Source organism: Nostoc sp. UHCC 0870, from assembly GCF_022063185.1.
In the GTDB taxonomy this organism is placed as follows: domain Bacteria; phylum Cyanobacteriota; class Cyanobacteriia; order Cyanobacteriales; family Nostocaceae; genus Trichormus.
In genome coordinates this window covers 3,037,782-3,050,640 of record NZ_CP091913.1, presented here as the reverse complement: position 1 = coordinate 3,050,640, position 12,859 = coordinate 3,037,782, and the positions used below count along the sequence as shown (strand labels likewise).

Annotated in this window: 9 protein-coding genes; 8 read left to right on the top strand and 1 reads right to left on the bottom strand. The window is 42.0% G+C overall.

The window, feature by feature from the left end; all coding sequences use genetic code 11:
* Window positions 1-24 precede the first annotated feature (24 nt).
* The 8 genes from L6494_RS13185 (at window position 25) to L6494_RS13150 (ending at window position 10,382) form a co-directional block, all read left to right on the top strand.
* Window positions 25-903, top strand: a complete 879-nt coding sequence (locus L6494_RS13185) for a class I SAM-dependent methyltransferase (protein WP_237995576.1) — start codon at window positions 25-27, stop codon at window positions 901-903.
* Between the two features lie 49 nt (window positions 904-952).
* A complete protein-coding gene (locus L6494_RS13180; protein ID WP_237995574.1) occupies window positions 953-2,440 on the top strand; it encodes an aspartate aminotransferase family protein in 1,488 nt (495 codons plus the stop codon).
* A gap of 62 nt (window positions 2,441-2,502) precedes the next feature.
* Window positions 2,503-2,736: a hypothetical protein gene (locus L6494_RS13175; RefSeq protein WP_237995572.1), complete on the top strand. Its 234-nt coding sequence runs from the start codon at window positions 2,503-2,505 to the stop codon at window positions 2,734-2,736.
* A 52-nt stretch (window positions 2,737-2,788) separates the two neighbouring features.
* Complete coding sequence (locus L6494_RS13170; protein WP_237995570.1) at window positions 2,789-3,238, top strand: hypothetical protein; 450 nt, start codon at window positions 2,789-2,791, stop codon at window positions 3,236-3,238.
* Entirely contained in the window at window positions 3,232-3,810 is a 579-nt protein-coding gene (locus L6494_RS13165) for a siderophore biosynthesis protein (RefSeq protein ID WP_237995568.1), read from the top strand. The genes L6494_RS13170 and L6494_RS13165 overlap by 7 nt, the downstream gene beginning before the upstream one ends.
* Before the next feature lie 23 nt (window positions 3,811-3,833).
* Window positions 3,834-8,507, top strand: a complete 4,674-nt coding sequence (locus tag L6494_RS13160; protein WP_237995566.1) for a type I polyketide synthase — start codon at window positions 3,834-3,836, stop codon at window positions 8,505-8,507.
* Between the two features lie 524 nt (window positions 8,508-9,031).
* Window positions 9,032-9,898: a zinc metalloprotease HtpX gene (locus tag L6494_RS13155; protein WP_237995564.1), complete on the top strand. Its 867-nt coding sequence runs from the start codon at window positions 9,032-9,034 to the stop codon at window positions 9,896-9,898.
* 67 nt (window positions 9,899-9,965) lie between these two features.
* The gene (locus L6494_RS13150; RefSeq protein ID WP_237995562.1) at window positions 9,966-10,382 is read left to right on the top strand and encodes a hypothetical protein; all 417 of its coding nucleotides are present in this window, start codon (window positions 9,966-9,968) and stop codon (window positions 10,380-10,382) included.
* Window positions 10,383-10,569: 187 nt separating this feature from the next.
* Here the strand turns inward: L6494_RS13150 and L6494_RS13145 are convergent, their stop codons facing one another.
* Window positions 10,570-12,462, bottom strand: coding sequence for a pentapeptide repeat-containing protein (locus L6494_RS13145; protein WP_237995560.1), 1,893 nt, complete (start codon window positions 12,460-12,462; stop codon window positions 10,570-10,572).
* Window positions 12,463-12,859: the final 397 nt, after the last annotated feature.

Here is a 12,859-nt window from a genome sequence, read left to right as displayed (position 1 = left end):
TGCGCCTCTGCGTGAATAAAAACAATGATATCAAACACCCCAAACCATACAGAATACGACACCTGGGCTTGGCTATATAACCAAACAATGGGGCCAGAATATTGCCAAAACCAACTAAAACCCCTAGAAAAAATCCTTCTCCCCCAAATAAAACCAAACGCCAAAATCTTAGACTTATGCTGTGGAACAGGACAACTAGTACAAATATTAATTAATAGAGGATATCAAATAACAGGCATAGATAACTCCACCCAAATGTTAAATTATGCCCGTCAGAACGCCCCCAACGGAGAATTTCTCCTAGCAGATGCGCGTCACTTTGAACTTCCCCCATCCTTCGACGCAGCATTTTCCACAAGCGCAGCCCTCAACCACATAATGACAATTCCCGAACTTCAGCAAGTCTTTCAAAAAGTATATTCAGCCCTCAAACAAAACGGCTGGTTTCTCTTTGACATCAACCATCATCAACAAATGCAACGCTGGTGGAGAGGAAAAATTGCCGAAGGAGAAATAGAAAATAAATACGCCTGGATGGTGACACCAAACTACAACCCCGAAGAACGTAAAGGCTACTTTCAAGTCACCATGTTTCAGAAAAAAACCAAACCATCATCCGCGCCAATACTAAAAACAATTTGGCACTTATTTTCCCCAATATTAAACCACAGACTTTTATATAGAATCCGTATAAAACTCCTATCAGCATTTCAAACCAAAGAAAAAAACTGGCAAAGAATGGACGAAAAATATTTTGTCAGAGGACATATCCCCCAAGAAATCGAAATAGCCCTACAACAAACAGGCTTCACCGACATTCAAATCCTCACCCTAGAAGGAAACCCCACAATAGACGATAGACAATCAGCCTACTTCCTCTGTCGTAAACCCATAAACATCTAACCTTTCTTTATTTGCGTCTTTGCGCCTTTGCGCGAGCTAAAAATCACCCATGACCACCACACAAAAACCCCAAACAACCCCCCAACAAAACTACCTAAAAAACTTCATCCAAAACTACACCAAACGCACCCAAACCTCCAAAAACCTAGCCCAAAAAAATCGCCAAATACTAGCAGATAAAACCTCAATAGGCTTCAACTTCACGCCAGAAACCAAAGAACTCTGCTACCCCATCGCCATCGAAAAATCCAACGCTTCTCGCCTGTGGGATGTCGATGGAAACGAATACATAGACATCCTCATGGGACTAGGAATCAACCTATTTGGACATAACCCCCCATTCATCCAAACAGCCATCACCGAACAACTACAACGAGGAATGCACATCGGTGTCCAAAATGCAATAGCTGGCGAAGTAGCCCAACTCATCAGCGAACTAACAGGTGCAGAACGAGTCACCTTTAGCAACACAGGTACAGAAGCAGTCATGACAGCCGTGCGTATCGCCCGTACCGCCACAAAACGCCCAAAAATAGCGATTTTCACCAACTCCTACCACGGACACTTTGACTCTGTACTTGTAAGGGCAACAATGACAGAATATGCCAAAAAAGCCGCCCGTCGCGTCATCGCCGCCAAATCTGGTAGCCTCCTCGGTAGACTAGCCCAACCAATTCAAGCCCTTTTTACAGCCAACCTCAACCCCAAAGCCGTACCCGCAGCCCCAGGAATACCAAAGAGTGCAGCTGCTGACGTGCTGATTTTAGAATACGGTAACGAACATTCCTTAAAGCTGATTCGCAAACACCGCCGAGAACTCGCCGCCGTCTTAGTAGAACCAGTACAAAGCCGTTTTCCCGAACTCCAACCCCGCGAATTTTTGCACCAACTACGACAAATCACCCAAGAACTAGGGATAGCCCTAATTTTCGATGAAATGGTGACAGGTTTTCGCATCCACCCCGGAGGAGCGCAAGCCCACTTTGGTGTAAAAGCCGACATTGCCACCTATAGCAAAATCGTTGGAGGTGGGCTACCACTTTCCGTAATTGCTGGCAAAGCTAGTTACATGAACTACATAGATGGTGGACAATGGCAATTTGGAGATGATTCCGCGCCCCAAGTTCCCACAACCTTCTTTGCAGGGACATTTTGCAAACATCCCCTCGCCCTCGCCGCCGCCCGCGCCACCTTACAACATCTCAAAACAGAAGGTATTGCATTACACGAAGAGTTAAATCAACGGACTACGCAACTTGTCAACGATTTAAATGCTCACATGACACAACAGGGCATAGCCATCAAGTTTACTAGCTTTGGGTCATTTTTTGCTATAGCAGCCTCCCAAAGCGCAGTTCCCCCAATGGCGATGAATTTACTCTCTTATCACCTCATCGAAAGAGGAATACATCTGCGCCAAGGAGACAAAGGCGGATTTCTTTCCACCGCACACACAGACGAGGATATTAACCTCATCAAACAAGCCTTTATCGAGAGTATTAACGAATTACGCAACGAAGGATTTATTAACAATTAATTTAGTTCGTAGTAAGGACTTTAGTCCTGATTCTCATTCACATCAGAAACAGAAATAAAACCATGCCCCAAATCGGAACATATTGCAAAGCTTACCTATTAGAACAACTCCGCCAATATCCCAAATGGCAAGAAACTACCGAAAATCAACTAACAGAAGAAAGCGTCTTATATCTCCAAGAAAATTATGTAGTAACAACCGGAATTTATGTAGATGAAAACATCATCTTCAACAATATCACCCCCGAATGGCAACAATTCTGCCACCAAACCTTAAAATTCTCCCTCCCCTCCTAAAATCTCCGCGCACCTCCGCGTTTCCCTCCGCGCCCCTCTGCGTTAACAAAATATGCTCCTAGAACTCTTAAACCCCGCAGAACTCCCCATCAAACAACAGCTAACCCCACCTACCCAAATTAAGCTCAAAAAAATCCTCACAGAACTATTAACAGCATTAACCCAAACCGATATTGAACCAGCCATAAACACAATTGAAACCGCAATAGCTGAAATAGAAATATATGATGTGTTCCCCCTAGAAACCATCTCCACAAAAACAACATTAAAATACTGGAAAATAGAAGACTTTGACACCTACTTTCATGTCCAACACGTCCAAAGCAATGAACCAGAATTGTGCTTAGTCAAAGGTTTATTATCAGCTTGTCAAACCTTCTTGTATCTCCAACAAGACAATTTAATTCTAGATATTACTCAAATTGAACTACAAAGAGAAGGCTTTAAAAATTATGTCTATCTTTTAGACAGAGTATTTCAACTTAACTTAGAGTCATGTTAAAACTCACACCCCAGGAAATTTGGCAAGGTTTCCATTGGGCATTTTTTATCAATATTCAAGGATTAATTATTTGTTTGCGTCGCTTTGATTTAGAATTAATAGATGGAAATTTACAACAAGCACGAACAGAGTTAAAAACAGCTACAAAATTAATGTTAGCTTCTGGTGCATCAATGGAATTAGCAGGTAGCTTAAGTCCAGAATTATATGAAGCAGAAATTCGTCCTTCGATGATGCCTCCTCATGTTAAATCTCATGATTTTAGTGGGTTGATGTCTTGGGAACATTCAGTTTTGATTAAAGTTTGGAAACAGTTACGACCTCATTTTGCTAATTTACCAACAGAATTAAAGGCTGAACATCAAGCGTTTGTTGATGCTTATCTTTATCTGGCTAAGTCTCATCGAGCAGTTTGTCAAAAGTTCGGTGGGGAGGAGGCTGGTAGTTTAAGATTTGAGCGTAGTTGTGCTGTTGATGTTTTAGATGCTTTTGCTCGTAGTCGTTGTCAGTTTATTAATCCTGAGAATTTGGAAGATTGTTTCGCGCAAAGGCGCAAAGGCGCAAAGTATTAGAGATTTTTAAGGGGAGAAAGATTATGAATTATTCTATTGATGATATTAAAAATTACCCTGCATCTGAGCGTATTTTGGCGGCACTTAAGGAGGCTCGGATTAAGTTAGAAGCGGTGGAATTAGAAAGGTCTGAGGAAGTTGCTATTGTTGGGATGTCGGGGCGGTTTCCGGGGGCTAGAAATGTTGATGATTTTTGGGATAATTTGAAGAATGGTGTTAACTCGATTGAGTTTTTAAGTGATGAAGAGTTATTAGCAAATGGGGTAAAAGCGGAGGATTTAGAAAAACAGAATTATGTGCGGGCTTATGCTAGTTTGGCGGGAATTGATGAGTTTGATGCAGCGTTTTTTGGCTATTCTCCTAGAGAAGCGGAAGTTCTTGATCCTCAGCATCGATTGTTTTTAGAATGTGCTTGGGAAGCTTTAGAGAATGCTGGCTATGATTCGGAGCAGTATTCGGGTAATATTGCTGTGTATGGTGGGGCTGCACTGAATAGTTATTTGGTGAATTTATCGAATAATTCCCATTATCGAGAAAATAGCGATCGCACTCAAGTCGTCATCAGCAATGTTATGGGTTTAATGCCTACTCGCGTCTCCTATAAATTGAATCTCACAGGGGCGAGTTGTGGTGTTCAAACTGGTTGTTCTACTTCTTTGGTAAGTGTACATATTGCTTGTCAAAGTTTATTAAATAAAGAATGCGATATGGCACTAGCTGGCGGTGTGTCTATCGGTTCTGGGGAAAAAACAGGTTATTTTTATCAAGAGGATGGTGTACTTTCTCCAGATGGTTATTGTCGGGCTTTTGATGTCAATGCTAAAGGTACAGTCTTCGGTAATGGTGTAGGAATTGTTGTTTTGAAAAGACTACGGGATGCTATTAAGGACGGCGACCATATTTATGCAATTATCAAAGCAACGGCAATTAATAATGATGGTTCGCAAAAGGTAGGTTTAACTGCACCCAGTGTCACCGGACAAGCAAAGACCATAACTGCTGCTTTAGCAAAAGCCAAGATAAATCCAGAAACAATTCAATATATTGAAACCCACGGAACAGGAACAACTTTAGGTGATCCTATTGAAATTGCGGCTTTGACTAAGGCATTTTCACCACATACTAATAAAAAACAATTCTGTGCTATTGGTTCAGTCAAAACTAATATCGGTCATTTGGATGCAGCTGCGGGTATCAGTGGTTTAATTAAAACTGCCCTTGCTCTCAAATACAAACAAATTCCCCCTAGTTTAAATTTTACTATGGCGAATCCCCAAATTGATTTTGTTAATAGTCCATTTTTGGTGAATACTCAATTGAAAGCTTGGGCAAATCATGAATATCCCAGAAGGGCTGGAGTTAGTTCCTTTGGGATGGGTGGAACTAATGCTCATGCCATTTTAGAAGAAGCACCTGTTTTTAAGCAGGGGAGCAGGGGAGCAGGGGAGCAGGGGAGAGATTATCAAGTGTTGGTACTTTCGGCTAAAAGTGAAAAAGCACTTGAGCAAGCAACAATTAATCTGGCTACACATTTACAAAAGCATCCAGAATTAGACCTTGCAGATGTGGCTTATACTCTGCAAATCGGTAGGAGAGCATTTACTCATCGTCGCTGCTTAGTTTGTCAAACTTCCGCCCAAGCAATCGAAATACTCACAGGAGTTAATACTTCCCAGCTTTTGAGTCATTCCCCAGAAAACAGCGAACCCAGTCTAGTATTTATGTTTCCTGGACAGGGTAGTCAATATGTGAATATGGGACAAGAACTCTACAACACCGAACCAGTTTTCCGCAAAGAAATTGACCATTGCTGTGAATTATTACTACCACATTTAGGCTTAGATTTGCGCTCCATCCTCTTTAAACAGGACAACGAAAATTCACCCAGTCCCCAGTCCCCAGTCCCCATCACCCAAACCACCTACGCCCAACCTGCTCTATTTGTTGTAGAGTACGCCCTAGCTAAACTCTGGTTATCTTATGGTATCCAGCCACAGGCTATGATTGGTCACAGCATCGGGGAATATGTGGCTGCAACTTTGGCGGGTGTTTTCACCTTAGCTGATGCTTTGGCGATAGTGGCACAGCGCGGAAAAATGATGCAACAATGTCCATCGGGAGTGATGCTTTCGGTTTCCCTTGCGCCTGAGAAACTGCAACCGTTTTTGACAGATGATTTAGTTATTGCTGTCCATAACGCACCTCAGTTATGCGTCGTATCGGGGACGGAAGCAGCAATTACTCTACTAGAAAAACTTTTAGTACATCAAAATATTGCTCATCGGCGGTTACACACTTCCCATGCTTTCCATTCGCCTTTGATGGAAACAGCGATCGCTCCCTTAACGCAAATATTACACAATATTCCCCTCCATCCGCCACAAATTCCCTTCATTTCCAACGTTACGGGAACTTGGATAACTCCAGAACAAGCTACAAACCCCAATTACTGGGCTACCCATTTACGTCAACCAGTATTATTTGCTGAGGGAATTACCCAACTCCAACAAACACCCAATCAGATTTTTGTAGAGGTCGGTTTTGGTCAAACTTTAAGTACCATTATTAGACAGTTTCCCAACGCACCCCTAACTTTATCATCTGGACGACATCCCCAAGATACCCAATCTGATATAGCTTTGATTTGCAAAACTTTGGGACAACTTTGGCTGCGGGGTGTGACTGTGAACTGGTCAGAATTTTACACCGAACAACAACGCCGACGATTACCCCTCCCAACATACCCCTTTGAACGTCAACGCTATTGGGTGGAAAGGGATACCTTACCAGAAACTACCTCTACTACCTCTAAAACGCTCCAGAAGCAGGAAGAAATCTCAAATTGGTTTTATTTGCCCTCTTGGAGACAAAAACCCCTGTTGCGTTCTGCTGCAACGCTAAATAAACAGCGATATTTGGTATTTTGCCATGCTGGGAATGTTGGGGAACAATTAGTACAACATCTTCAGGAAACGGGACAGGAAGTAGTCACTGTCAAACCGGGAGAGGGATTTACTCAAGAAGGTGATAATTATAGAATTGCACCTCATAACCCTGAAGACTACAAAACACTGTGGTTACAATTACAAACAGATGGCAATTTACCTGATGTAATTATACATTCCTGGACTCTCCAAGAGCGCACAGATTTTCAACAACAGCAAAATCTGGGCTTTTACAGTTTACTTTGGCTCACTCAGGCTTTATCTTCCTCAACCCTATTAATTTATGTACTGACTCAGCAAGTACAGAATGTTTTGGGCAATGAAAATCTTAACCCTGATAATGCCACGATTCTGGGTTTAGTAAAGGTAATTTCCCAAGAATACCCGAATTTGACTTGTCAACATATTGATGTGTCCATTTCTGACATTAACTTCCAGCAAATAGTTAGGGAAATCACCACCCCACCCGTCCTATCGGACACCCTCCCCTTAGTAAGGGGAGGGTTGGGGAGGGGTGTTGCTTATCGGGGGAAAACTCGCTGGATACAAGAATTTCAACCAATTTCTCTCCCCGAACCCACCCAATTACCCCTAATTACAGGGGGTGCATACCTGATTGCTGGGGATTTAGTGGAAGGTTTAGGGTTAATTTATGCCAAGTTCCTCACAGCAACAGTAAATGCAAAATTAGTGTTTCTGGGACGCTCAGATTTACCGCAACCAAAAGAATGGGATAATTGGCTGGCTACCCATGGTCGTCAAGACGCTGTAAGCCATTGTATTCAACAACTGCAAGGTTTACAGGCTCAAGGGTGTGAATTTTTATTTACCAGTGTTGACTTAGCAGAGATTACCCAAGTGGAAGAGGCGATCGCTCAAGCCCTCACGCGATTTGGTAAAATCAACGGTGTGATTCATGCTGGCGTAATGGGCGATCGCGCTAGTTGTCTAATTCGCAATCTCACTATCCCAGAGTGTGAAAAACAATTCCATACCAAAATTCACGGTCTACTGGCGTTAGAAACAGCACTTCAAAATCAACCCCTAGACTTCTTCCTATTGCAATCTTCTCTCTCGGCTGTCGTTGGTGGTATAGGATTTGCGGCGTATGCGGGGGCAAACTGCTTTATGGATGCGATCGCTTCACAACGTAGTCAAAACAGTCACACCCCTTGGCTTAGTATCAACTGGGATGCCGTCAGTTTAGCAGAAATCACCACTCCCACAGGTGCAGCCCTCATAGATTTGGCAATGACTCCCCAAGAAGTTTGGCAAGTCACAGAACGCATTCTCGCCCAACCTATAGCAGCACAAATCACCGTTTCCCCCGTAGACTTAGAATCTCGCCAACAATCCCAGCCACCAGAAAATAATACATCTACAACCAGCCACGCCCGTCCCCAAATTGCCGCTACCTACGTTCCTCCCAGCAATGAAATTGAAACCAGAGTCACCCAAGTAATGGAGAATTTATTGGGAATCGCACCTATTGGGGTTAATGATAACTTCTTTGAATTAGGAGGACATTCCCTGTTAGCAATTCAAGCAGTTTCCCAACTCCGGGAAGAATTTCAAGTAGAATTACCCATGCGACAATTTTTATTTGAATCACCCACTGTTGCTGGAATAGCCAAAATTATCATTGAAAATCAATCGTCAATTACTGATGATACAGAAGCATTGACAGCACTAATAGAGCAAGTTGAACAAATGACCTCTAGCCAAGTACAGCAATTGCTAGCAGAGCATTAACAATTCAAAATTCAAAATTCAAAATTCAAAATTAAAGACAGTTGGAGTCGGGGATTTAAACCCCAACTCAACTGATACTACGTGTAGACGTAGGGGTCTTAAACCATTGAATTTACGATAAAATTATTTAATATTTAATTGTTAAATAAGCAAAAAAAATATTCTGCAAAAAAACAACTAAAAATGAATATTAATAAATACCAAAACATATAGCATTTCCTAATCACATGAAGTATATCATAGCCCCCTCCCCGCAAGCGGGGAGGGGGTTGGGGGTGGGGTTCTTGTACCTATTTCCCATTTGATAGTGAAAACCGTACTTATATTGGGACACAATTTCTACCTGATAAATCCCTGATGAGATAGATACAATCAAAGTACAACTTGAGAGCATCCCAATTCTTTGAATAAAACACAGATGGCTCAAATAAAACCTCCGCGCCCCTCTGCGTTTTGGGATGCTCCCTATAACCAAGCAATGTTCTTGTAAAAAATCAAGACAGCATAAGCAGGAGAGCATAAAAATGGGAAATCAATTCAAAACACTTGCTTTACTTGCTGCCCTCAGTGGCTTATTAATTGCTATTAGTTATTGGGTAATTGGTGGTACTAGCGGCGTAATTATAGGTATTGGATTAGCAGCAGTCACTAATTTATTTTCTTGGTATCAATCAGACAAAATTGCCCTAGCTGTTTACCGCGCCCAGCCTGTAAGTGAAAGCCAAGCACCAGGACTATATCGCATGGTAGAGCGATTGTCACAACGTGCTAATATTCCCACACCAGGAGTTTATATAATCCCCAGCCAAACTGCTAATGCCTTCGCCACAGGAAGAGATCCAGAACACGCGGCTGTAGCTGTGACTGAAGGTATTTTAAATATCTTGCCAGAGGATGAGCTAGAAGGTGTAATTGCTCATGAATTGACTCACATTATTAACCGTGACACCTTAACCCAAGCCGTTGCTGCTACCGTTGCCGGTGCAATTTCTTTCTTAGCGCAGATGCTGAGTTATAGCTTATGGTTTGGTGGTGGAGGTGGACGAGATAACGAAAGGGGTAATCCTTTAGGAGTATTATTAACTGTTGTTCTAGCCCCCATAGCTGCCACAATTATTCAGTTAGCAATATCCCGCACAAGAGAGTTTTCTGCTGATGCAGGTTCTGCTAGATTAACAGGTAATCCCCGCGCCTTAGCTCGTGCATTACAAAGATTAGAAGCCACTGCACGACAACTACCTTTAGATGCTAACCCCGCTTTTGAACCACTATTAATTATCAATCCCATCTCTGGACAGTTTCTTGGTAACTTGTTCTCCAGTCACCCAGCTACTGAAGCACGAGTTGAACAATTGCTGAAATTAGAACAACAAATTGCCGGGAGTAGGTAGTAGGGAATGGGGTGTAAGTGTGAATGAATAATGACTGTTGACTTTTGACTCAAAGGATGTTTCAACCATGAATAATGACAACATCGAATCTGTCGAAATCGTTGAATCTACAATAGTAGTAGAAATTAGCTCACAAACTGACGAACTTGTAGAAACCGAAATGGCTGGCGAATCTGATGAATTGAAGCGCGAAACCAAAGCACTAATTGAAGCACTCAGGAGACGCGCCCAAGCGGAAGCCGAATCAGCCGGAACTCTCACCCGTGAGACTTACTTAAAAGCGGTTCGCAAAGCAAGGGAAACCATTGAAAAAGAAAAAATCATTGAGAGCGATCGCCTAGAATATTTCTGGGTAGTATTTCAAGAAGAAGCAGAAAGAAACTGGCACTTAATGATGAAAGAGGTTGTAGACTTTAATACCCGTCTACAACACGCACTAAAAGCCGGCTGGGAAGCCTTCAACGCACCACGCCACCAAGGTTAAATCTAAGACACAGAATCCGTAGGGGCGGGTTGAGCGGAATATTCGTGAATGATTCGAGCATATCTGTAAACCCGCCCCTACTGTGTGTGAGAAATGTGGGTTAAAGCCCCTCTCCGCGTCGGAGAGGGGTTTGGGGAGAGGTTCTTCTAATTCATCTAAAATCACCAAATTATCTATTGAGTTACACTCAACCCAAGCCCAAAAACTTAGAAATCAACGGCAACAATTTACTAACAGCCTCAACTAATGTAGCCGTCGCAGGTAAACCAGTAATTGTCCCTTTCAAAATCTTCATCGCAGTTTTCGCCCCCTTCTGATGCAGTTCAGCTTGGGGATTTTTACCCGCTTCCGCTAACGCTTGCACTTGTTCTAAAGCTTCCGCCTTATCTTCCTCAGATAAATCTTTTTCCGCTTCAATCGCCGCTTTTAATTGCGTCAATAATTCCTTAATTCCCGGCTTTTCAGTTTCAGACGCAGATGGTAACGCATTAATAGTATTTGTCACCGTACCGCTAATTTCACCTAAATTAATTTGACCACTGTTATTTAAAGTACCGCTATTTTCAAATTTACGGCTGTAATCATTACTGTTAGTCATGTTTTTAGCTTCTACTTTATTATCAACTTGAACATTAATTGGCTTATTTGCTAATAAACCAATAATCTCTTTCATCTCTGCACTTTTTTGGCGATAGATGACTATTTCATTATCTTTAGCTTGCAGTTGTGCTTTATATTTTTCCTCCACAGCTTGCAAGGCTAACTGATAATTTTGCATAAAATCACTATGAATCTTTTCTTTATCAGTTCCATCAGGGACGTTAACTTTAACTACAACTACGCCATCCCCTTTATTAGCAATACTCTGGATAGCTAAATCTGTGTCTTCATTTTCTGCTTGCACTTTTTTGAAGGAAGCAACAAAAGCCTTCCAGTCGATACCGTTACGGAAAATTAAATCGACAGTGTTTAATACTTCTTCAAATAGTTTGGTAAATTCTCCTGTTTGAAAGTCGCCACTACTGGGACGGCGTTCTCTATCATCAGTTCCAGTATGGGGATTTTCTAGAAGATAGATAAAGCGACAATCGACATGATCTAATTTAGTTGTGCTTTCAATATTCCAAGCTTCTACACAAGCACCAGTCATTTGAGAGCGAGTGAAATCAGTACCTACAGCTTGAGCTAGAGTTAGATTTGCCCACTCTAAACAAGCACCTGCAAATGTGGCTTCAGTAATATCAGTGTCTTTAAGATTAGCTTCTTTTAAATCTGCGCCTGTGAGGTTTGCGCCTTTGAGATTTGCGCCAGGATATTTTTTATTTCTACCATTACAACTAACTAGCAAATTGAGAATATCTCGTTTAGCTAATATTGAATCGTCTACTCTAGCAAGGTCTAGTTTTTTCGCTTCATAAAAACGAGTGCGTGTTAGATTAGCTGTTCTGAAATCTGTATTTTTGAGAATTGCACCAGTAAAGTCAGCATAAGTTAAATTAGCACCAAAGAAACTTGTACCGCCTGTTGCGGCAAAAGTAATGGCAAATGAGCGAACCCAAGCATCTTTTTCATTTCCAGCTAAACTACGCCAGCCAATATAAGCACTAAATAATGTGAAGGCTACGGCTACGGCTACGGCTCCGGCTCCGGCTCCGGCTCCGGCGAAGGCTCCGGCGAAGGCTCCGGCTCCGGCGAAGGCTCCGGCTACGGCTACGGCTCCAAAACCTGCTGTTAAACCTTTACGAACAGTTACAATACAAAAAACTATAAGAATAATTAAGCTGAGTATTCCTGTAATAAAGTTTTCAGTTTGGCTGGTATCAGAAATATATTCTGCTAATATGCCCAGAAAAATCGAGAAAATACCTGATATTGCTGACAGCAGCCATGAGGCTATAAGCAACCCAACAGTCCAACGTTTTTGTAGTCCAGCTTTAGCACCTGTGAAATTAGCTTCTTTGAGAATCGCCTTGCTAAAATTAGCCCCTCGAATATCTGCTTTACTAAAATTAGTCCCAGTCAAATCTTGACCTTCAAATGAACGACCTCGCAAATTTTGACCCGAATAGTCTGGCGGCATAACTGCGTCAATAAGGGTTAATACGGAGATTTTATACAAGTTTACTGTACAACTTTCCTGATTTTGTCAAAATGGGGATATTTTCGATGTAAAACTAAACATCAGCGCACAACATCGCACCGTTGTTAGTGAAAGTTCTATCAGTCATGAGAAATATTAAAGTTGTCGTTACGACACTTTAAGCGCATTTATGAATCAATAAGCTGTCGTTCACAACATTTAAACTGTCGTAATATCTTTGCCGCTAGATTAACTTATCAGGACTTACGCAAGTTTCACAGTCGATAGTTGGTGCGTGACGCTATCAGTCTCATGACTACGTTGCAATATTTTCGCAGCGTCACGCACCCTACGTGAAAAGCTAGCTAAAATTACATTACCCGATTAAGCAAAGATT